Source organism: Streptomyces sp. NPDC000880, from assembly GCF_053599675.1.
This window is the reverse complement of record NZ_JBSFMS010000023.1, coordinates 52,043-74,134: the sequence shown is the minus strand read 5'-3', so window position 1 is coordinate 74,134 and position 22,092 is coordinate 52,043. Positions and strand designations below refer to the sequence as shown.

Below are 22,092 nucleotides of genomic sequence, written 5' to 3'. Positions count from 1 at the left end.
CCAGCGGGGAGGTGTCGTAGCCGACCTTGGCCATCGCGCGCTTGGCGAATTCGTCGGCGGGCCGGACCTCTTTACGGCCTGGCCGCGCTGTCCCTCCGGACCAGCGCACACAGCGGCGTGATCAGCGCCCCCGCCACCGCCCACCCGGCGAGCACCAGCGCCGGGCCGAGGCCCCACAGGCCGGCGCGCTGCCGGGCGGGGCCTCGGGAATCGGGCCCGCGATCACCGCGCCGAGCAGGCCGACCACGATCGAGTACAGCAGCAGCGCGCGCCCAGTCTGATCAGGGTGCGCGCCGCGTCGGCGGGCCGTGCGCCCGCGCTGATCGCCAGGACCGCTGCGCACAGATCCGCCCACGTACCAGCCGTGCCCAGCAGCCGCTGCCTGGGGGCTGCCACCAAGAGGGTCAGGGACCTGCCGGGAGCCCCGCAGGGGTGAGGGGCTGCTCCTCCCGGTGACACCCATCGACTCGTTCTCCTGAACATCGCCACAGCTGATGGCGACCGCAGTGTGGGAGTGCGCTCCGGGGCGAACGGTGCCTTCTCTGTTGCCAAGAGTTACCGGCGTGCTGAGAGGGATCAGGTGATCGCTCTTCGTCGGGTGACCAACTTCATCGCGAGGGACGGATGTGCGTGATGCGGAGGGCGATCGCCCCCAACTGCACTGTCTGGACGTGGAGATGACGGGGAGGCAACTGTTTCAGTCGCCGCTTCGGACGCCCCGGATCTGGTCACATGTTCGAATCAGGTCGCTGACCGGGGCTGATGGGGTTAGAGTAATCGAACGAGCGTGCGATGAACGTTTCGGGTGAATGACTCAAAAGGGGGTGGAGTGATGGAGGTGCGGCATGGCGGGCTTTGCCCATCTGCACGTCGCGTCCGGTTACTCCGCTCGCTACGGCGCCGCCCACCCCGAGCACCTCGTCCGGCGGGCGGCTGAGCGCGGTATGACGGCGCTTGCGCTCGCTGACCGGGACACGGTCACGGGTGCCGTACGGTTCGCGCAGGCCTGCGCCAGGACCGGCGTCCGGCCGATCTTCGGTGTCGATCTGGCGGTCGAGGCTCTTGCGCCTCCTCCTCCGGCGCAGCGGCGGCGCACCCCGGCGCGCGGTGGCGCACACGTCGTCGAGCCGCCCCTGCGGTTCGTACTGCTCGCACAGAACCGGGCTGGATGGGCGCGGCTGTGCCGCATCACGTCGGCCGCGCACGCCGGGACCGCAGCCGGTGCGGCACCGGTGGTGGTGCCGTGGGAGGCGCTGCGCGAGTACGGCGGTGCCGGTCTGATCGTGTTGCTCGGGCCGCTCTCGGAACCGGTGCGGGCGCTGGCGGCAGGCCGGGAGGACGTCGCGGTGAAGTTGCTGGCGCCTTGGCGGGAGATCTTCGGCAGCGGGATACGGCTGGAGGCTGTCCTGCATAAACGATCCGGCACCGGGCCTGGATCGCTTCGGCTGGCCGCCCGGACCCTGGCGCTGGCCGACCGTACCCACACCACTGCCGTGCTTTCCAATGCCGTCCGCTACGCCGACGCCGACCAGCACCGGCTCGCCGATGTCCTGGACGCCGCGCGGCTGCTGCGGCCCATCGACCGGCGCCACCTGGACAGCGGGCAGCGCTGGCTCAAGGACGAGGGAGCGATGGCGGGCATCGCGAAGTTGATCGCCGAATGCACAGGAGCGGGCGCCCGGCGGGCGGACCGCCTGCTGGTGGACACCGCCGCCACGGCGGCCGCGTGCACCGTGGATCCGGCGGCGGATCTGGGTCTGGGCGCGCCGCACTTCCCGGAGCCGGAAGTGCTTGGCGCCGAGCCTGGGGCGGGCGGCGCGGCACAGTTGCTGCTCCGACAGTGCGAGGCCGGTATGGCCCGGCGCGGCCTGGACCGCGACCGCGCCGCACTCGACCGGCTGGACGAAGAGCTCGCCGTGATCTCCAAGCTGAACTACGACTCGTACTTCCTCGCCGTCGGCCAGGTCGTGGCCGACATCCGGGAGAAGGGCATTCGGGTCGCGGCCCGCGGCTCGGGCGCTGGGTCGATGATCTGCCACGCACTGGGCATCGCCACCGCCAACCCACTCGATCACCGCCTGTTGTTCGAACGCTTCCTGAGCGTGCGACGGGCATCGCTTCCGGATATCGACATCGACGTGGAGTCCGCCAGAAGGCTGGAGTGCTACGACGCGATCTTCGACCGGTTCGGCAGGGAGCGAGTGGCGGTCACCGCGATGCCCGAGACCTATCGGGCCCGTCGGGCTCTGCGGGACACCGGCCTGGCTCTGGGGATAGCGCCGGCGGAGGTCGATCGGATCGCCAAGAGCTTCCCGCATCTGCGGGCATCGGACATCACCGGCGCACTCGCCGAACTGCCCGAACTGCGTCAGTTGGCGGCTGAGGCGGAACGGTACGGGCCGTTGTGGGAGCTTGCCGAGGGGCTCGACTCCCTGGTTCACGGCATGGCCATGCATCCCTGCGGCGTGGTCATCAGCGACGCGACGCTCCTGGACCGGCTGCCGGTGCAGCCCACCCCGCAGGGCGACTACCCGATGGCGATGGCGGCCAAGGAGGAGATCGAGGCGCTGGGCAACATCAAACTGGACGTCCTGGGTGTACGGATGCAGTCCGCGATGGCTCATGCAATCGCCGAGATCGAACGGGCGACCGGCAACCGCATCGACTTGGACGATCCGCAGCAGGTGCCGCTCGACGATGTCTTCGCGTTCAAGATCATCCAGGAGAGCCAGACCCTGGGTTTGTTCCAGCTCGAGTCGCCTGGCCAGCAGGATCTTCTGTCGCGGCTGCAGCCCCGCGACCCGCAGGACGTCATCGCCGACATCAGTCTCTTCCGACCGGGGCCGGTCGCTGGAGGAATGCCCGAGCGGTACATCGCCGCCCGTCATGGCGGCACTCCCACCTACGCCCACCCGGATCTCGAGCCCGTGCTCGCCGACACCTACGGCGTGACCATCTGGCACGAACAGATCATCGAAACGCTGTCGGTGCTGACCGGCTGCGACCGCGCTCTGGCCGAGGTCGCCCGGCGGGCGCTCGGTGACAAGGACCGACTGCCCCGGATCAAGGACTGGTTCCACCGCCAGGCACGCGCCCGCGGCTACACCACGGTGGTCCGGGATCAGGTCTGGAAGACCGTCGAGGCCTTCGGCGCCTACGGCTTCTGTCGGGCGCACGCGGTCGCCTTCGCCGTGCCGGCTCTGCAAAGCGCCTGGCTCAAGGCGCACTACCCGGCGTTTCTGCTGGCCGGGCTGCTCGAACACGACCCCGGTATGTGGCCCAAGCGTGTCCTCGTCGCCGACGCCCGCCGACGCGACGTTCCCGTCCTGCCCGTCGACGTCAACCACTCCAAAGCGGAGCACATCGTGGAGCGGGCCGACGGGGAACGGTGGGGCGTGCGGCTCGCGCTGTCCGCAGTGCGCGGTATCAGCGAGGGGGAGTGCGCCCGGATCGAGGAGGGCCAGCCGTACGGATCGCTGTCGGACTTCTGGCAGCGGGCCCGTCCCAGCAGACCGGTCGCCGAACGCCTCGCAGAGATCGGCGCCCTGAGTCCCCTCCATGACGGGCGTCTCACGCGGCGTGATCTGCTACTGCAGATCACTGAACTCCACCGGCAGTCCCGAGTCCGGTCCGCGGGCAAGGGCCAGCTGCCCATCGATGCGGACGCGATCGGAGGAGCAGAGCCGAGCGGCCTGCCGGAGATGACCGGACGCGAAGCCCTGAGCGCAGAGCTGAACACTCTCGGCATCGACGTCTCCAAGCACTTGATGGAGCATCACCACCGGCTGCTGCGGGAGATCGGCGCGACCGACGCGGCACACCTGGCCGGAGCCCGCCCGGGCCGGCAGGTCCTGGTCGCCGGCGTGCGGGCCTCCACCCAGACCCCGCCGATCGCCAGCGGAAAGCGCATCATCTTCGTCACCCTGGAGGACGGCTCCGGTCTGGTCGACCTGGCCTTCTTCGAAGACTCCCACCCGGCCTGTGCGCACACGGTCTTCCACAGCGGGCTGCTGCTGGTCCGCGGCACGGTACAGGTGCGCGGCACCCGTCGGACCGTCGTCGGCACCATGGCCTGGGACTTGGACCAGATCGCCGCCGCCCGCCGCGACCACGGCCCCGAAGCCGCCCTCGCCCTGCTCGGAGCCGGCCACCCGCACCCGACCCCCGCGCAGCCGCAGCGCACTCTGCCCAACGGCATGACAGGAGCCCGACTGCATCCCTACGCCGACCTGCAACCGGCCGGCAGCCGCTCGGCCGACCTGAGGAAACTCGGCTACACAAGCCCAGGGAGCGCGGGATGATCACGAACCGACGGCACATCGCCCACCTGCACCTGCACGCCGTACCGGACGAAGGGCAGTACGCCGACGCGATCGACCTGCTGACCGGCATCACCCCCCATGTCCAGGCGGTGTCGCTCGACGCCGTCCAGCTCGACCTGACCTCCGCGCTCAGATACTTCGACCTGTCTCCCTACGACTTGGTCCAGCTGGCGCAGCTGCGGCTGATGGCCCTGTACGGCATCGAAAGCAGCGCAGGGCTCGCGGCCAACCGCATGCTGGCCACCATGGCGGCCGACGGGTCCGCGCCGGGACGCGCCACGTGGGTACCCACAGAACAGGCTGTCGCCTGGTTGCGCCCCCGACCGGTCACGGCGTTGCCCGGGATCGGCCGCGCCACAGCAACCGCGCTCGGCAGATACGGCCTGCACACCATCGGCCAGGTCGCCGACGTACCCGCGGCGACCCTGCAACGCTTTCTCGGCGTCGGCCCCGCTCGGCTGCTGGCCGAGCGCGCCCAAGGCCGTGATCCCCGCCCGGTCACCCCGCTGGAACCGGTAGCGCACCTGGTCGCCGACCTCGTGCTGGACCGGGACTGTCTCGACCCGGCGCGTCATCACCGGGCCGTCCTGGGACTTGCCCACCAGATTGGTCAACGCCTGCGCGGTGAAAGCCAGGTCACCGGCCGGCTCACTCTCACGGCGCGGTACGCCGACCGCAGTTCCACCACGCGCACGCGTGCGCTGCCGGAATCCACCAACCACTCATCTGCCCTCGCCACGGCTGCCTTGGGCCTGCTGAACACCCTCGGGCTGCAGCGCGCAAGAGTTCGCGCCTTCGTGATCCGTGCCGACGATCTGCTGTCGGCCGACGGCGCTCACCGCCAACTCTCCTTGGACCCCAGTGATGACCGTGCCCGCGCCGCCGAAGCGGCCGCGGATCGAGCCCGCCGCCGCTTCGGGCCAGGAGCCGTATACCCCGCCGCTCTAGCCAATCAGCACGATCAGGACCGGGCCCTGACAATGAGTTGATCTCGTGGCGCGGGCTACCGCAGTGTGGCGAGGATCTTGATCCGGCCACGAGGACACAGAACCCGGCGTACAGCCCGACCTGCTGCTGCACCTCGCCGAACTCCACCGCGGGCAGCGCGGGCGCCCGATACGCATCAGACCAAGGCCCCTCGGTGAGGAGCGACGGTGAGCCGGCCGACACGGCGAAGTCCCGGTCCGGTCACTCTCACCACGTCAACGTGTTCGACGACGTCAGGTCCAGAACGGCAGCAGAGAGTGACGCTGTCGAGCAGGACGTTCCAGCGGCCACCGCGCGACACAAGGGAGATCGCGGACAGCGGCGGCACATCGAGATGCCAGAAGGCTCTTGTCGGTTCGGACAGAGCATGGACGAGCGCGGCCCGTATCACGGCTGGTTCGGTGATAGCCAGTGCGCTGCCCATGTCGGGCGGCACGTTGCTGAGCCAGTTCGCGGTTCGGCGGCAGAGCCGGCGTACGGACTCGCCTCCGTGTGGCGTGGCGTCCGGGTCTGTGAGCCAGGCGCTGAGCCCGTGGGGGTCGGTGGCGGCGACTTCGTCGACCGTGCGGCCGCGCCACTTGCCGTAGTCGATGTCGCGCAGCGCGGGCTCGAGTGTTGTCTCCAGGCCGAGAGCGTCAGCGGTCTGCGCGCAGCGGGTCGAAGGCGCCCGGACGGCCGGCGAGTACGGGGGGAGCGCTGCTCCGACGGCGCCTGCCTCATGCAGGCCGCGCTCACTCGCAGGACCCCCACCGAAGACTCCGTCCCTGGTGGCGTCCCCGCCCGGCGCGCTCAGAAATGTCAGGACCGTCATGCGACTGACTTCCTTCCTGGCCCGGCATGACGCCGGATGGTGTGAGCCGACGTCGTTGTCCCGTAGAGGTTTTCGTTGTCTGCCGCCGGTCATTTGATCAGGCTCGCGGGTGTAGTGGCGGCGTGCAGCAAGTACTCCAGTGGTCCGCGCCGGAAGAACCGGGTCCAGGCGAGGGCCAGCAGCATGGCCGCGACGGCGAAGCAGATGAGCACCGGCAGGGCGGCGGAGTCCGGCAGGTCGTCGACGCCCAGAACCTTGATGGCGACGATGTGGCCGACGTACGCGGTCAGGGCGATCGAGCCGACCGCGGTGACGGGCGCGGCAGCCCGCCGCAGGCGCGCCGACCGGTTGGTGGCGATGAGACAGACGGCCAGGACCGCCAGGGCGACGCCGGTGTTGCCCACGATGGACCAGGTCGTCTGGCTGTGCGGCGCGGCCACCAGCAGCCAGGCGGGAACGCCTGCGGTCGGGTCCTCGCCCACGGCGTCGGACCACCAGGCCGATGCCGCCGCCGTGGTGTCCGTGGCCGCGTTCACGGCGGCCTGCGCGCCCGGGACGAGGTGCAGGGCCAGCCATGAGCCTCCGTAGCCGAGCACAGCCAGCGCGCCGCCGCACATGGCGAGCTTGGTGAGAACGCCGGGCCGGCCGAGGTCGAGCTTGGCCACCGCCATTCCGGCGATGATGAAGGAAAGCCAGGTCAGCACCGGGTACGCGCCGGTGATGAACAGCTCGACGAAGCCGTCCGAGTCGGTGACCCGGGCCAGCGGATCGTAGGCGACGACGGCATCGGCCCAGCTCCCGCCCTCGACCGCGATCCGGATCAGATACAGCACCTGGGGCATGACGAGCGCGGCCGCCGCGGCGATGACGGCCAGGGTGGCGGCCCGCAGCCGGTACAGCGGCAGCGCGAGGACGAAGAGCAGCCCGTAGGCGGCAAGGATCACGTCGACCTCGGTGTCGAGAGCGACCAGGGCGTATCCCAGGGCGATCAGAACGGCGGAGCGGATCAGCACCCTGACCACCGCCTGCCGACTCGCGCGCCCGGTCCGTGGCTGCGGCCGGCCGGTGAGGAGGATCAGACTGAACCCCGCGAGCAGAGCGAACAGGGCAGCGGACCGGCCACGGGCCAGCTCCATCGTCCAGCCCAGCGCCCCGCCCTCCGACGGGTCGGGGCCGACGTGGGCTGCGTACATGCCCAGGATCGCCAGACCACGGGCCAGGTCGAGGCCGATCAGCCGTCCCGTCGATGACGTGGCGATGGGGGAGCGGCCTGTCCCGGCCGCCGGTGCGGCCCCGGACAGCACGGCCGGTGATACGTCGCGCGTCACTACTCCAGGATTGGGAAAGCTGCTCGTTTCAACCATCCGGCAGTTGTCCGGAGCCACCCCCGCCAACCGGCTGGCGCAGCCCCGCCGCCCGGCCGCAGTCGGTGTCGGGCACCCGCAGGGCGTCCCTCGGCATGGTACGAATCGGACAGTGGTCCGATGGCGAGTGGAGCACGCGTGATCCGGGTATTGGTGGTCGACGATGAGGCCCTGATCCGTACGGGCTTTCAGCACATCCTCGACACGGCGGACGACATCGAGGTCGTGGCGGCGGTTCCCGGCGGCCAGGCGGTCCAGACGGCGCAGGAGGCACGTCCCGACGTCGTGCTGCTGGACATCCGGATGCCGGACGTGGACGGGCTCACCGTCCTGGCCGGCCTCCGTCGGCTGCCGCACCCTCCGGTGGTGGCCATGCTCACGACGTTCGACATGGACGAGTACGTGGCAACCGCACTTCGCTCGGGCGCCGCCGGCTTCCTGCTCAAGGACACCGATCCCGAGGAACTGCCGTTCCTGGTACGGGCCCTGGCCGACGGCGGCACCGTACTGTCGTCCAAGGTCACCAGGACGGTCGTGGACGGCTACCTCGAAGCCGGCTCGCAGGAACCCGCCGCCCGCAGCCTCGACCGGCTGACCGACCGCGAGCGCGCCGTACTCCTCCTCATCGCCAAGGGGCTGTCCAACACAGACATCGGCACACGGATGCACCTGAGCACCGGCACGGTCAAGGACCATGTGAGCGCCATCCTCACCAAGCTGGAGGTGGGCAGCCGTGTCCAGGCCGCCCTGCTCGCCGAACGGGCGGGCCTGCTCAGGCCGCCGCGGGACCAGGAGGGGGCGTGACCCCCCGCCGCCTGCCCGCCCCGCTGCTGGACGCCGCCCTCGTCGGAGTCTCGCTTTTCGATGTCTGGGCCAATGTCCACACTGATGAGCCGCTACGTCTGGCCTTCGCCCTGGCCGCCGCCTTCTCTCTTCTCTTGCGCCGTCGCCTGCCGCTGCTTACTTTCCTGCTCACCTTGCCCGCCGTCGTGCTCTCCGACGCGGTCTTCGCCGCGCTGGCTGCGCTGTACACACTTGCCTCACTGACCCGCCGCCGCACCCTGCTGGCCGTCTGCGCCCTGGCGTTCACGATCAGCGACATGACCTCGTGGCCGTCACCGAACTTCGACCTGTCGGAGACCGCGACCCTCATCACCCTCGGCTACACCGCGGCAACGGCGGCCGCTCCCGTCTTCCTCGGCCAGCTCGTCCAGACCCGGCGCGATCTGTCGCTACGACTCGCCGAGATCTCCGAGGCGCGTGACCACGAGCGGCTGCTGACCACCCAGACCGTGCTGGCCAGGGAACGCGCGCAGCTGGCCCGGGAGATGCATGACGTGGTCTCCCACCAGGTCAGCCTGATCGCGGTGCGGGCCGGGGCGCTCCAGGTAGGCACCCGGGACGCCGAAGTCAAGGAAGCCGCCGCCACGATCCGGCGGCTGAGCGTCCAGACCCTGGACGAACTGCGGCACATGGTCAGCGTCCTGCGCGCCTCCGGGGGCCACCCCACAGAGCTGACTCCGCAACCGTCCCTGGCCGACCTCCAGCGGCTGGTCGACAGCAGCGGCATCGAGGCCGAACTGCACACGGACCTGCGGACCGGGCCGCGGACCGAGCCCGAGGCGCAGACCGATCTGCAGGCGGACCGGCAAGCGGACCGGCAGTCGGACCGTGGGACCGACCTGCCTGACGGCCTTCCGCCGGCCGTCCAGCGCGCCATCTACCGCACCGTCCAAGAAGCGCTGACCAACGTACGCAAGCACGCCCCCGGCGCCACGGCGACGGTTCACATCCGTCACGAGGACGGAACCGTCCGCGTCACGGTCACCAACACCGCACCGACCCAGCCCGCCCTCCCCCTCCCCAGCGCCCGCTACGGCCTGGTCAGTCTGCGCCAGCGCGCCGCGCTCCTCGGCGGCACCGTCACCTTCGGCCCGACGGCCGACGGCGGCTACGAACTCTGCCTGGAGGTTCCGGCCATGGCCACGTCGTGAGCCAGGCGGACCGGGCACGGGCGAAGTTCGGACCGCGGGCGGTCGTGCCGGGCTCATTCGCCGCTCAGCCCCCGTGTGTTGACCAGGGGTCAGTTTTTACCGGCGCGTAACTTCCAATCTTTCATTACTCGTGCGTAAGTTGGCGTGAGCACCACAAATCCAGCCATCGCTACTCCCTTGAGCCGCAAGGAGATTGCCCGATGCTGCCCTGGAAACGTGCCCTCAGACCGGTCGCCGCCCTGCTGCTGGCCGTGTCCGTCGCCCTCACACCTGCCGTCGCGAACGCAGCCCCAGCGCCCCGCAGCGGCTGGAACAACTACTCCTGCAAGCCCTCCACCGCCCACCCCCGCCCCGTCGTCCTGGTCCACGGAACCTTCGGGAACTCCGTCGACAACTGGCTCGCCCTCGCCCCGTACCTGGTCAGGCGCGGCTACTGCGTCTTCTCCCTCGACTACGGGCAGCTCCCCGGCGTGCCCTTCTTCCACGGCCTCGGCCCGATCGACAAGTCGGCCGAGCAACTCGACACCTACGTCGACAAGGTGCTCGCCGCGACCGGCGCATCCGAAGTGGACCTCGTCGGCCACTCCCAGGGCGGCATGATGCCGCGCCACTACCTCAAGTTCCTGGGCGGGGCCGACAAGGTGAACGCGCTGGTCGGCCTCGCCCCCGACAACCACGGCACCACGCTGAACGGCCTTGCCATGCTGTTGCCGTACTTCCCGGGCGCCGAGGCCCTGCTCAGCGCCGCCACCCCGGGGCTGGCCGACCAGGTGGCCGGCTCCGCCTTCCTCAGCAAGCTCAACGCGGGCGGCGACACCGTGCCCGGCGTGCGCTACACAGTCATCGCCACTCGCTACGACGAGGTGGTCACGCCATACCGCTCGCAGTACCTGGCAGGCCCGGACGTACGGAATGTGCTGCTCCAGGCCCTGTGCGTGGTCGACCTGTCGGAGCATGTGGCGATAGGGCTGTTCGACCGGATCGCGTACCACGAGGTGGCGAACGCGCTGGATCCGGCGCATGCGACGCCGACGACGTGCGCGTCGGTATTCGACTGAGAAAGTCGCAACTGCGGCCCGAGCCCTTTCGGGGAACGGGCCGCAGTCCTGCCTCTTCGTATACGTCAGCGGCCGTGGCGGCCGCCGGGGGTCGTCTTGCGCCGGGCGGCCGCGGACTTGGTGACGCCGTTCGCTTCGGGGGCGTTGTTGTCGGCGGGCTGCTCGAACCGGCCCTGGCGATCAGCAAGCTAGCCACTCGCAACGGCGAAATCGCCTGCTGGGAGGGGGTGACGGCGATCCTTATGGTCGCTCTAAGGAGGCGCTGAGAGGGGGCTCAGGAAGCGGGTCGGTGAGGGCCTGCCCGGCGACGGATACGGGGGAGCAGCCGGCCGGCGCGTTCACGATCCCCCGCGTGGCGCCGAGCGTGTCCAGGGCCCGGCGGACAGCTCGGACCCCCCGATTTCAGGACGGATCGCCCGCCGTGCCGAACGCCCGCGCCACCAGCTCGCGCATCCACACCAGCCCCGGGTCGCGGCTGTCCCTGGTCCGCCAGCGCAGGTCCACGCTGAACGTCACCTCCTCCAGCGGCAGCGGCTGCCACACGCAGCCCTCGGAGAAGACCGGGTCGGCCACCCACCGGCGGGGAATGGCCACCACCAGGTCCGTGGAGGCCACCACGCCCCGGATCTCGAACCAGCTCGGCAGGGTGAGCACCAGGTTGCGCATCAGCCCGCGCTCGGCGAGCACGTCGTCGATCAGATTGGTGCCGACCGCCGGGACGGCGACCTTGATGTGCGGCAGTTCCAGGTAGCGCTCCAGGGTCATCCGCCGCCGGGCCTGCGGATGGCTCCCGCTCATCAGGACGACGAGTTCGCCTTCCAGCAGCCGCTGGCAGGTGAATCCGGTTCCTGGTTCCTCCTGCGGCGACAGCCGTACGTGCAGCTCGTTAGGTTCCACCGCCCCCGTGCCGGCGCCCGGGCGGAAGGGCAGCACCCGCAGGGTCGCACCGGGAGCCTCGGAGCGCAGTGCCACGCACAGCGGCGGCAGCAGAAACGGCGCCACGTACTCCGAGACACGGAGCGTGAAGTCCCGCTTCGACGTGCCCGGATCGAACTGCTGCTGCTCGTCGATCACCTGCTGCACCTCGCACAGCGCCGCGGTGACCGCTTCGGCTATGTGCAGGGCACGCGGCGTCGGCTCCATACCACCCGGGCCGCGCACCACCAGTTCGTCGGCGAACACCTTGCGCAGCCGGGCCAGCGCATGGCTCACGGCCGACTGCGTCAGCCCCAGCCGAGCGGCGGCCTTGGAAACGCTCCGCTCGTCGACCACCGCCTCGAAGACGACCAGCAGGTTCAGGTCGACGGACCGGAGGTTCACCCGTGCCGCCCGCCTGTATGAATGCCGCTCATGACCTCATGCTCAACATGCGTTGGTTTCATCCAGATTTCCTCAGTATGTTGTCCCGAACTCCAGGGAATTAACCGAGCCGCCCCTCAAGGAGGGCCCATGCGAGGCAAGAGACGGTATCTCGTCTACGGTGGTCTTTTTCTGCTGATGATGACGAGCTATCTGGACCGAATTAATCTCGCGGTTGCCGCAGGGCCCATCTCGAAGGCCTACGGACTTTCTCCCGTGGAAATGGGATATCTGCTGTCGTCCTATATATGGACGTATCTTCTTTTTCTGGTTCCGCTCGGCGCGGCAATTGACCGGTGGGGGGCCCGCCGGATCACGGCGGGAAGTCTGGCCCTGTGGTCATTCGCCGGCGGATTGACCGGCGCGGTCAGCGGTTACGGGAGTCTACTCGCCACCCGCATGCTGCTCGGGGCCGGCGAAGCCGCGGGCTATCCGGCCGGCGGCAAGGTGATCCGCGACTGGGCCCCGCAGTCGGAGCGCGGCACCGCCTCGGCATGGCTGAACAGCGGCGCGTACGCGGGACCGGCCGTCGGCGCGCTGATCGTGGGCTGGCTCGTCACGGACTTCGGCTGGCGTGCCTCGTTCATCGTCACCGGCGGCGCCGGGCTGATTCTGGCGGTGTTCTGGTACGTCCTGTACCGGCGGCCGGAGGAGGCCCGGTGGCTCGGCGCGGCGGAGCGGGAGATGATCCTGCAAGACAGGGAACCGGCCGCGGCGGCGACCCCGGTGCGTACCACCGTCGCCCTGCGCACTCTGCTGCGCAGCCGGACGATGTGGGGACTGGCGCTCAGCCAGGGATGCGCCGGCTACACCCTCTACCTGTTCATGACGTGGCTGCCGAGCTACCTGGAGACCACCCGCGGCATGGACGTGCTGAAGTCCAGCGCCTTCACCGCCATCCCCTACGCGGCGGCCGTGGTGTTCGGACTCGTCCTCGGGCGGTTCAGCGACCGCCTGGTGAACAAGCGGGGCAACCACGCCGGCGGCGGCCGCCGGGCGCTGATCTCAGCGGCGCTGCTCGCGTCGTCGGTCATCCTGATCACCCCGTTCGTCACCTCCACCTGGCTGGTCCTCACCCTGTTCAGCATCTCCCTGACCTGCGTGTCCACCGCCATGGGCATGAACATCGCGCTGACCAACGACCTGCTGCCCAACGGCTCCCTGGCGGGTACCGCGATCAGCTTCCTGATCTTCGGCGGCAATGTCTTCGGGCTGCTCGCCCCCATCGTGACCGGCTACGCCGTGGCCGCCACCGGCGGCTTCACCGTGGCCTTCCTGATCGCCGGAGCCCTGCTCCTGATCGGTACCACCGCGAACCTGACCCTCACCCGCCGCCCGATGAACGCGGTGACACCCGCCGCGCCCGTCCTGGCCTGACCCACCACGAACGAGGAGTCCCCTTCCCATGGACCATGTCCGACTCGCCGCTGTATCCACCAACTACTTCAACATGCCGCTCTGGGTGGCTGTCCACACCGGACAGTTCGCCGACGAGGGCATCGAGGTGGCACTGGAACTGCACGAGCCCATCGACGAGGTGACCCAACTGCTGAAGGACGGCGAGGTGCAGTTCTCCTGCGGCGTCACCGAGCATGTGATCCTCGACAGCGAAGGTGGCGGCAATCTGGAGATCATCGGCGGAAACGTCAACAAGCTCCCCTTCTCGCTCATCGCGCACGGTTCGATCAAATCCTTCGAGGACATGCGTGGGAAGACCGTCGGTGTCTCCTCCCTGGAAGCGGGCAGTTCGTCACTCGTGATGAAGCTGTTCTCCGCGCACGGGCTGGAATACCCGCGCGACTACGAAATGGTCGCCTGCGGCCCGATCCTCACCCGCTGGGAAATGCTGCGGTCGGGAGAGATCCAGGCCGGCCTGCAGGGCGTACCGCTCAACTACGTTGCCCTGGACGAGGGTTACACCACCCTTGCCGAACCGCGGGACCAATTCCCGGATTTCCAGTTCACCTCGCTCAACGTGGACTCCGTATGGGCCCGCGAGAACAAGGACCTGACGATCCGTTTCATGCGCGGCTTCGTCAAGGCCCACGAATGGTTCTTCACCCACCGCGAGGAGGCCACCGACATCGCGGTCCGTGAGACCGGCGTGGACCGCGACTACGCGCTACGCGCCTGGGACGAGTACACCGGGGCCGAGATCTTCCCCCGCGACGGCGACGCGAGCGACGCCGCGGTGCAGACCCTCATCGACATCAGCTCCCTGATACGCGCCCTCCCCGGCCGCTCCAAGACCAACGCCGGGGACTACATCAACCGCGAGTACCTGAGGGCCGCCCGCGCCGGCCTCGCGGCGACGGTATGACCGTCGACTACGGGCGGCGACTGCGGCTCGGCATCCTCATCCCCTCGGGGAACACGGTCGCCGAGCCGCAGATCAACACGATGCTCCCGGCCGGCGTGGCCGCCCACTACACCCGGCTCCGGCTCACCGGCAGCTCCGACGCCGAACTGGAAGCCATGCTCGCCGGACTGGACACCGCGGTCCAGCTGCTCGCCGACGCCCGGCCCGACCTGCTGGTGTTCCACTGCACGGCGGTCACCACCGCCTCGGCCGGTGCCGGCACCGAGATCGCCGAACGGATGCGCCGGCTCACCGGCATCCCCTCGATCGCCACCTCACACGCTCTGGAGTCCGCGTTCGCGGCACTGGGGACGAGCAAGCTGGTCCTGCTCTCCCCGTATGTGCCGGCGGTCCACGCCAGGGAGATCGAGTACCTGCGGGCCACCGGCCTGGAGGTCGTCGCCGAGGACTCCCTGGGCATCAACACCAACACCGAGATGGCCGCGCTGCCGCCGGAGCAGCTCTACGACTTCGCCGTCCGCAACCGCGATCCGGCGGCCGAGGCCTACTTCCTCAGCTGCACGGCGCTGCGCTCGGCGGAGGTCATCGAGGACCTGGAAGCCGAACTCGGCAGGCCCGTCGTCACCAGCAACCAGGCCATGGTCTGGCACGCCCTGCGCACCGGCGACATCCCCGACCGGGTCCCCGGCTTCGGCGAGCTCCTGCGCAGCTGAGTGGTCGCCTGACCCACCGGCCAACAACCCCACCCCGTCCCCCCTCAGCAAGCGGGGCGGGCCGGCGGGCGAGCCGGAGCGCGCGCGGTTGAGCCGGCAGGGCACGCTGCGGGTGTCGCGCGGGTGTCGCTCTGGAGACCGGATCCGCGCGCGCCCGCCGGGAGTTGTGGGCCGTGGATACGGCCATGGCGCCGTGGCAAGCTGAGCTGCTTGAACCGCGAGTGCGGTAGGCGCGGGAATGCCCGCGGGCGGGCGGTACCCGCAGGGTGGGCGAGAGCGGTGACGGGCGGGGCCGCCACCGCTCTCCTGTGGTCGTCCGTCAGGTGGTGGCGCTTTCCGCCGTGTCGGGTACCCGCGGCGCCGGGGGCCACGGGATCTCGGCCAGCACGGGGAGAAGCGACTCCTGGCAGGGCGAGGGCCCTGGATGCGGGCGACCGTCCGGTGTTCGTCGCGGAGCCGGTCGAGGGCGTCGCGCAGGTGGGGGTGGTGGCTCGCGAGCGCGGGGAACAGGTGCCCGTCCTCGCTCGTGTGGTGGAACTCCAGGGACTGGCAGAACGCCAGGCAGTGCTGCCGGATCTGCAGGCCGAGCCCTGGCGCAGACGGTTCGCCGGGGCCGTGGTGGGCCGCCTGCGCGGCGAAGTGGGCGTCGGCGTCGGCGCGCACGTGCCGCAACTGCCCGCGCAGCCAGGTGTGGACCTCTATCAGCTTGTCGGCGAGGTTGTTGACCTCGCGGGGACCTGCCCCCGCCTCGGGCTCGGCCCGCTCCAGCACCACGACCGGCAGGGCTCGGACGGTCTGGGTCTGGTAGTCGCCGTATCCGGGCACCGCGCGCACCACGTGCGCGAACAGCCGCTCGCGGCGGGCGCCCTCGGCGGGGACGGCGATCGCTTCGAAGGACTCGGCGCCGATCTCCACCTGCACCAGGGGATGGGCGAGCACGTTGTGGTACCAGGCCGGATGACTTGGCGCGCCGAGGTTGGACCCGACGACCAGCAGCAGGTCGCCGTCGCGGACGTAGCCGAGGGGAGTGGTGTGCTGTTTCCCCGACTTCGCGCCCAGCGTCAGTTCGCTGCGCGGGTGACGTGCTCGCGAGGTGTCCAGGCGTGCCGCCTGGTACTCGCAGTCCGGATCGCCCTCCGCGTGCCGGTAGTCATCCGGCCGGGCCCCGCTCGTCGCGAACAGCTGCGGCAGAAGCCCATGCCCGCATCACCCACGCCGAGTTGATCGTCATCAACCGGGACAACCGCCTGTACGAGTGGTCGTCACTCGCGCAGGTCCCCCTTGGCTGACTCGCGGGTCCGGTGGCAGGCGGCAGTGCGTGGGGGCCGCCGTCTCCAGTTCCGTCGCCCAGGGCACCCCCTCGCCCGGCACCCAAGATCCCCGGTGGAGCGGTCATACTTCTCGCCGACCTCGGGCACGCCGCGTACGGGTCCGCGAGGACGTGATCGCCCGGATGCCTCGCGCAGAGGGACGGGAGGCGTTGCGGACCGGGCCGAACGAGCCTGTCCTGCAGCTGACGCGGATCATGCTGGACGGCGACGACCGGCCGATTCAGGTGGACATGATGACGATGCCTGCCGATCGCCAGCGGCTGCGGTACGAGATCAGGGTCGGATGACAGTGCCTACGACCGATGCGACCGCTGCCGTCCACCGTGGAGCTCGAGGCCAGGTTCGATGCTTCGACTGCCACCGTGCAGATGGCACTGCAGTTACTCGAGGACGAGGGCGCACCATCCGCGCCACCCCGTTGGTTCCGTCCACCGACCCTGTCGTTTCGGTCATGTTCACGTTCTGGCCGGAATTCCGCTGTGAGATTCCTGTGTGATCAGCTCATCCATAAGACGTCTCGTCATCGGCGGCCTTTCAGCCGCCATGGTCGGCACGCTCACCACTGCCCTGCCGGCGGCCGCGAAACCGCTGCCGGCCAAAGTCACCGACCCCGTTCGCTACGTCGACCCCCTGATCGGCTCCTCCAACGGAGGCAACACCTACCCAGGGGCCGTCCGGCCGTTCGGGATGCTCTCCTGGAGCCCCACCAGCACCGCGGGCGACCAGACGAACACCGCCGGCTCCAACGGGTACTCGTACAACACGACCCGGGTCCGCGGCTTCGGCCTCACCCATGTCAACGGGGCGGGCTGCCACCCCGGCGCCGCGGGCGACATCCCGGTCATGCCCTTCGTCGGCGCGGTCACGTCCTCGCCGACCGCGGACACCAAGGACCAGATCTACGCCGCCGACTTCAGCCACGACAACGAACACACGGAGCCCGGCCGGTACAGCGTCAAGCTCGGTTCGGGCGCCACGGCCGACCTGACGGCCACCACCCGGGCCGGCGTGGGAGAGTTCACCTTCCCCAAGGACTCCGCCGCCAACATGCTGTTCCGAGTCTCCAACTCGCTCAACGGCAGCGAGGACGCCGAGATCCACATCGACCCGGCCACCCGGACGGTCACCGGATCGGTACTGACCGGCGCGTTCTGCGGCCGCCGTGCCAACGGAGGCGTCAACAACCGCAAGAGCTACTACCGGCTGCACTTCGTGGCCTCCTTCGACCGCGCCTTCGCGGGCACCGGCACCTGGGTCGACAGTGAGCTCCGGCCCGGCACCACCAGCGCGAGCGGTGGCGAGGGTTACGCGACCGGCGCGGACCGTGTGGGCCGGGGCTCGGGCGGATACGTCTCCTTCGACACCTCCTCCGACGCCGATGTGCGCATGAAGGTGGGCATTTCCTACACCAGCCTGGACGCCGCAAAAAAGAACCTCGCGAGCGAGGTGAAGGCGGGCGACGATGTGGCCTCCGTCGCGGCGGACGCGCGCCGCGACTGGAACGACCGGCTGCGTTCCGTCGAGGTGGCCGGTGGTTCGGCGGACCGGCGCACCGCCTTCTACACCGCGATGTACCACTCCTACCTGGAGCCCAACATCACCAACGACGTCGGCGGTACGTACCCCGGCGCCGATCAGAAGGTGCACCGGCTGGTGCGCGGTCAGCGCGCGCAGTACGGCAACTTCTCCGGCTGGGACGAGTACCGCGCGCACACCCAGCTGCTGGCGCTGCTCGAACCGAAGGTCGCGGGTGACTTCGCCCAGTCCCTTTACAACATCGCCCAGCAGAACGGCGGGGTGTGGGACCGGTGGGTCCACATCAACGGCGCCACCCATGTGATGACGGGAGACCCGTCGGCGCCGACCCTGGCCGGCTTCTACGCCCTCGGCGTCCGCAACTTCGATGTGCGCGGAGCCTTCGACTCCCTGGTCAAGCAGGCGACCGTACCGAACCCGGACGGCCTGTCCGACGCCGGCTGCCCCGGCCAGTGCGTCGGCCAGCGGCCCAACCTGGCCGAGTACGAGCGGCTCGGCTACGCGCCGCAGGACACCTGCCACTGCTGGGGTGGGGCGGCCGAAACGCTGGAGGACGCGACCGCCGACTTCGGCCTGGCGGACTGGGCGAAGCGGCTGGGCCGCACCGCCGAGTACGACGAACTGATGCCGCGGGCGAGTTGGTGGCGCAACACCTTCAATCCCTCGGCCGGGGTCGAAGGCGGTTACCAGCAGGCCCGCAAGGCGGACGGCACCTGGCTGTGGCCGTTCTCGCCGACCTCGGACGCCGGCTTCGCCCAGGGCACCAGCGCGACCTACACCTGGATGGTGCAGCACGACGTCTCCGGGCTGGCCCAGGCGATGGGCGGCAAGGAACGCGCGGCCGAACGGCTCGACATGTTCTTCCACCGCACGGATGGCTCGTGGGCGACCGGCGGTGACGGATTCCGCTACGACCCGACGAACGAGCCGGGCATCCACACCCCGTGGCTCTACAACGCGCTGGGTCAGCCGTGGAAGACGCAGGAGACCGTACGGGCGATGGCGTCGCTGGTGTACGGGACGGGCCCGAACGGCCTGCCCGGCAACGACGATCTCGGCACCATGTCCTCCTGGTACGTCTTCGCCGCCCTGGGCATGTACCCGCAGACCCCGAGCCGCGCCGAAATGCTGCTGTCCAGCCCGATGTTCCCGAAGGCGTGGATCAAGCGCGACGGCGGCCCGACCATCACGGTCACCGCACCGGCGGCCTCGGCGGACAACGTCTACGTCCAGAACGTCCGGGTCAACGGGCGGACGCACAGCCAGTCGTGGCTGCCGGAGTCGCTGCTCAACCGCGGCGGCGAGGTCGTGGTGAACGTGGGCCCGACACCGAACACCGGATGGGGAACCGGCGCGGGCGACCTGCCGGTCGATCATGTGCCCGCAGCGGACACCGCGCTGCCCAACCTGCCGGGACCGTGCGCGGCGTCCGGACCCGACTGTGCCCAGGATCTGCGGACCCAGTACGACGTGGACGGAGTAGCCACCGCGGACGCCAAGCAGCAGGGCAACCTGGACGGCAAGGGATGGAGCTTCCCGGCCGGGCAACTGCCCGCACCGGGCAGTCGGACTGTGGCCGGGCGGGCCTACCGGATCCCGGAGACCTCGGGCACGACCGGCAACTTCCTGAGCCTGCGGGGCCAGCGGACCTACCTGGCCCCGGGCCGCTACTCCGCGCTCGACCTGCTGGTCACGGCGGTCAACGGAGACCAGCAGACGGAGGTCACGATCACCTACACCGACGGGACGACGTCCACCGCCCCGCTGGCAGTGACCGACTGGGCGAGCGCGTCACCGCACTTCGGCGAGGAGACCGCACTCTCCACCGACACCCGGTACAACGTCAACGGCACGGCGGACGGCCGCGCGGTGCGGATCCGGCATGTGGCGCTGCCGGTCGACAAGGACCGTACGGTGAGCTCGATCTCCAGCCCGCCGGCGGCCAACCTGAAGGTGTTCGCCATCAGCGGCCGCGCCTGACCCTCGGGCTCGTGAGTGTTCGACCGCGACCCGTGGCCGAACACTCACGGGCAGAGCGGACCACCACCGCAGGGGCCACTACTGTGAGGTTCGCTCCCGGCCGCGCCCGCCGCTGGTGCGCATCTGAGTTCAACTCGGTTTCCGACACCTTCACTTCGGCCTTCGTAGCCGTCACACTCCGCTCAACATGTAACTCCGGCTCAGGTCGCCCACCCCCTGTATTGGTTGACCTTTCATCGCTCTGACACCTGTCGGCGCTCAGCGTGTCAACGAGGGCCGGAGAGGCTGAGCCGGGCATGTCAACCAGCTGGGCTGGGCATGTCTACCGGACCGCGTGCCCCCCACGCCGCGGTCGATCAGGAGGACGCAGTGAAGAAAAGCTCGCGCATCCGCAAGGTCTCACTCATCCTTGGCAGCGCCATCGCGCTGGTCATCGCCTTACCGGGCAGCGCTCTCGCCGACCCGCCCCAGGCCTTGCCCGCCAACGCGGACGGACTGGAGCAGACGTTCCAACCGGCCTACGACTACGACGGGGACGGCTGCTACCCCACTCCCGCCATCGGCCCTGACGGGACCATAAACCCCGGCCTCAACCCGAGCGGGGCCCTCAACGGCCAGTGCCGCGACTCATGGGACCTCGACAACACCAACGGATACGCGCGGTACAAGTGCAACAACGGCTGGTGCGCGATCATGTACGGGCTCTATTTCGAGAAGGACCAAGCCGTGCCCGGCAGCAGCCTCGGCGGACACCGCCACGACTGGGAGCACGTCGTGGTGTGGGTGCAGAACAACCAGGCCCAGTACGTCTCCACCTCCGCCCACGGCAATTTCAACATCTACGGCCGTGACCAGATCCGGTGGGACGGGACACACCCCAAGATCGTGTACCACAAGGACGGCGCGAGCACGCACTGCTTCCGCCCCGCGAACTCCAACGACGAGCCGCCGGAGAACCACTACCACGGGTGGCAGTTCCCCAGGCTGGTCGGCTGGAACGGTTACCCCGCGGGACTCCGCGACAAGCTGAGCCAGGCCAATTTCGGCAGCGCCGTCTTCGGCCTCAAGGACGGCAATTTCAACTACCACCTCGAGAGGGCCAAGCCGGCCAACATTCCGTTCGACCCGAACGCCTGACGAGCAGGACCGGGGGGTGGCCGCAGTGCGTCAATCGCCGTCCATCCCCCGGCCCAGCACGCCGAGTTGCACCGCGGGTCGCCTCTACCCGGAGCAAGGTCCGCGTTCTGGGACGGGCGGTTGCGGGACGCCAACGTCGGCGTCAGCCGACCTTGGCCTCGTAGACGAGGATCTCGGTGCCGGACACCTCTTCGCCGTCGTCGGGAGCGGCCCACATCCGCAGCTTGCTGCCGTCGGCCTCCAGGTGGACCGGGTTGCGGGTGGCGACATGGCCGGCGGCTGACCACAGCTGAACCGGCACCTCGTGCCGGACGGTCTTCGACTTGAGGTCGAGCAGGGCGATGCCCCCCAGCTCGAAGTCGGTGCCGGTCGAGGTCTTGTAGTTGGTGATGCCGGTGCACAGCATCAGCTCACGCTTGGTGTACGCGCAGTCCTGGTAGTCCACGAAGTGGCTGGAGTTGGCCGAGTGGGCCAGTTGACCGCCCTTGCTGTTCCAGGTGTAGAACTCCCGGGATCCCCAGGTCACTCCGTGCAGCTTGCCGGTGCCGGGATCGGGCACGATGCCGCCGACGTGGTCAGCGACCCGGAACTCTTCATGCACCTTGAGGGTGGCCAGGTCGATCCGGTAGACGATCGAGCGGCTGTACGGCCGGTACTCCGCGACCGGAACCCACAGCGATGTCCCGTCGGCGTCGATGCCGCCAGGGTGGTAGGCGTTTCCTTCTCCGAGGACGATGTCCTTGAGCAGGTTGCCCTTCAGGTCGAGCACGAAGACATGTCCGCGGCCCTTGCCCGGCGTCCGGTCGTACCCGTCGACCGGCTTCGGATACTTCACCGGCGCCTCGATGATCTCCACGCTGGACAGGAAGAGCCGGTCCCCGACGCGGGCGAAACCCTGCGGGAATATAGGTCGGGAAGTTCAGCTTGATCCGCTCGGCCAGATTCCACTGCGTCGATCGGTTCAGCCCGGAGACCGCTTCGACCAGCGGCGTGTTCTTGGAGGGCTGGGCCGTACCTACGGCCGGCGTGGTGGTCAGTGCCACCGCCGCTGCTGCCAGCACGGCTCCGGCCAGGACTGCGCCCTGGAACTTGTTGACGGATCTCATCGGAGGGCCTCCAGGCGTAAATGGGAACTTCGGCTTCCGTATATCTACGGTCGGTCGGCAGCCGAGGCGTGACG

15 protein-coding genes and 1 pseudogene are annotated in these 22,092 nt (G+C 69.5%); 11 read left to right on the top strand and 5 right to left on the bottom strand.

Annotated elements, in window-relative coordinates; genetic code table 11:
• Positions 1-845: 845 nt before the first annotated feature.
• Together ACWDO5_RS10935 and ACWDO5_RS10930 are read left to right on the top strand one after the other, a co-directional pair.
• Complete coding sequence (locus ACWDO5_RS10935) at positions 846-4,301, top strand: DNA polymerase III subunit alpha (RefSeq protein WP_450530009.1); 3,456 nt, start codon at positions 846-848, stop codon at positions 4,299-4,301.
• Positions 4,298-5,311 carry a DNA polymerase Y family protein gene (locus tag ACWDO5_RS10930; RefSeq protein WP_450530008.1) on the top strand — a complete coding sequence of 338 codons (1,014 nt, stop codon included), beginning with the start codon at positions 4,298-4,300 and terminating at the stop codon, positions 5,309-5,311. The genes ACWDO5_RS10935 and ACWDO5_RS10930 overlap by 4 nt, the downstream gene beginning before the upstream one ends.
• 134 nt (positions 5,312-5,445) lie before the next feature.
• On the opposite strand, the gene ACWDO5_RS10925 is transcribed toward ACWDO5_RS10930, so the two are convergent.
• Both ACWDO5_RS10925 and ACWDO5_RS10920 read right to left on the bottom strand, forming a co-directional pair.
• Positions 5,446-6,120, bottom strand: a complete 675-nt coding sequence (locus ACWDO5_RS10925; RefSeq protein WP_450530007.1) for a histidine phosphatase family protein — start codon at positions 6,118-6,120, stop codon at positions 5,446-5,448.
• A gap of 89 nt (positions 6,121-6,209) precedes the next feature.
• On the bottom strand, positions 6,210-7,448 hold the full coding sequence (locus ACWDO5_RS10920; protein ID WP_450530006.1) for a DUF418 domain-containing protein: 1,239 nt from the start codon (positions 7,446-7,448) through the stop codon (positions 6,210-6,212).
• A gap of 174 nt (positions 7,449-7,622) precedes the next feature.
• Here ACWDO5_RS10920 and ACWDO5_RS10915 point away from each other — a divergent pair, with 174 nt between their 5' ends.
• The 3 genes from ACWDO5_RS10915 to ACWDO5_RS10905 all read left to right on the top strand — a co-directional run bounded on the left by ACWDO5_RS10915 (position 7,623) and on the right by ACWDO5_RS10905 (position 10,536).
• Positions 7,623-8,288, top strand: coding sequence for a response regulator (locus tag ACWDO5_RS10915; protein ID WP_450530005.1), 666 nt, complete (start codon positions 7,623-7,625; stop codon positions 8,286-8,288).
• Complete coding sequence (locus ACWDO5_RS10910) at positions 8,285-9,478, top strand: sensor histidine kinase (RefSeq protein ID WP_450530004.1); 1,194 nt, start codon at positions 8,285-8,287, stop codon at positions 9,476-9,478. Before ACWDO5_RS10915 ends, ACWDO5_RS10910 begins: the two co-directional genes overlap by 4 nt.
• Before the next feature lie 200 nt (positions 9,479-9,678).
• Positions 9,679-10,536: a lipase family alpha/beta hydrolase gene (locus ACWDO5_RS10905; RefSeq protein ID WP_450530003.1), complete on the top strand. Its 858-nt coding sequence runs from the start codon at positions 9,679-9,681 to the stop codon at positions 10,534-10,536.
• Positions 10,537-10,938: 402 nt separating this feature from the next.
• Here the strand turns inward: ACWDO5_RS10905 and ACWDO5_RS10900 are convergent, their stop codons facing one another.
• The gene (locus tag ACWDO5_RS10900) at positions 10,939-11,856 is read right to left on the bottom strand and encodes a LysR family transcriptional regulator (RefSeq protein WP_450530002.1); all 918 of its coding nucleotides are present in this window, start codon (positions 11,854-11,856) and stop codon (positions 10,939-10,941) included.
• A gap of 129 nt (positions 11,857-11,985) precedes the next feature.
• Here ACWDO5_RS10900 and ACWDO5_RS10895 point away from each other — a divergent pair, with 129 nt between their 5' ends.
• The 3 genes from ACWDO5_RS10895 to ACWDO5_RS10885 are packed head-to-tail and all read left to right on the top strand — an operon-like array spanning position 11,986 to position 14,928.
• Positions 11,986-13,272, top strand: a complete 1,287-nt coding sequence (locus ACWDO5_RS10895; RefSeq protein WP_450530001.1) for an MFS transporter — start codon at positions 11,986-11,988, stop codon at positions 13,270-13,272.
• A 28-nt stretch (positions 13,273-13,300) separates the two neighbouring features.
• On the top strand, positions 13,301-14,215 hold the full coding sequence (locus ACWDO5_RS10890) for an ABC transporter substrate-binding protein (RefSeq protein WP_450530000.1): 915 nt from the start codon (positions 13,301-13,303) through the stop codon (positions 14,213-14,215).
• Positions 14,212-14,928 (top strand): maleate cis-trans isomerase family protein, encoded by a 717-nt coding sequence (locus ACWDO5_RS10885; RefSeq protein ID WP_450529999.1) that lies wholly within the window; start codon positions 14,212-14,214, stop codon positions 14,926-14,928. Before ACWDO5_RS10890 ends, ACWDO5_RS10885 begins: the two co-directional genes overlap by 4 nt.
• A 420-nt stretch (positions 14,929-15,348) precedes the next feature.
• Here ACWDO5_RS10885 and ACWDO5_RS10880 read toward each other — a convergent pair.
• Positions 15,349-15,990 (bottom strand): annotated as a pseudogene (locus ACWDO5_RS10880) (nitroreductase/quinone reductase family protein); the annotation flags it as partial.
• A 391-nt stretch (positions 15,991-16,381) separates the two neighbouring features.
• Between ACWDO5_RS10880 and ACWDO5_RS10875 the strand changes: the two are divergent.
• From ACWDO5_RS10875 to ACWDO5_RS10865, 3 genes are all read left to right on the top strand, one after another.
• On the top strand, positions 16,382-16,546 hold the full coding sequence (locus tag ACWDO5_RS10875) for a UTRA domain-containing protein (RefSeq protein ID WP_450529998.1): 165 nt from the start codon (positions 16,382-16,384) through the stop codon (positions 16,544-16,546).
• 256 nt (positions 16,547-16,802) lie between these two features.
• Complete coding sequence (locus ACWDO5_RS10870; protein WP_450530012.1) at positions 16,803-19,775, top strand: GH92 family glycosyl hydrolase; 2,973 nt, start codon at positions 16,803-16,805, stop codon at positions 19,773-19,775.
• A gap of 369 nt (positions 19,776-20,144) precedes the next feature.
• Positions 20,145-20,912, top strand: a complete 768-nt coding sequence (locus ACWDO5_RS10865; protein ID WP_450529997.1) for an NPP1 family protein — start codon at positions 20,145-20,147, stop codon at positions 20,910-20,912.
• A gap of 142 nt (positions 20,913-21,054) precedes the next feature.
• Here the strand turns inward: ACWDO5_RS10865 and ACWDO5_RS10860 are convergent, their stop codons facing one another.
• Positions 21,055-21,768, bottom strand: a complete 714-nt coding sequence (locus ACWDO5_RS10860) for a DUF6454 family protein (RefSeq protein ID WP_450529996.1) — start codon at positions 21,766-21,768, stop codon at positions 21,055-21,057.
• Between the last annotated feature and the right edge of the window lie 324 nt (positions 21,769-22,092).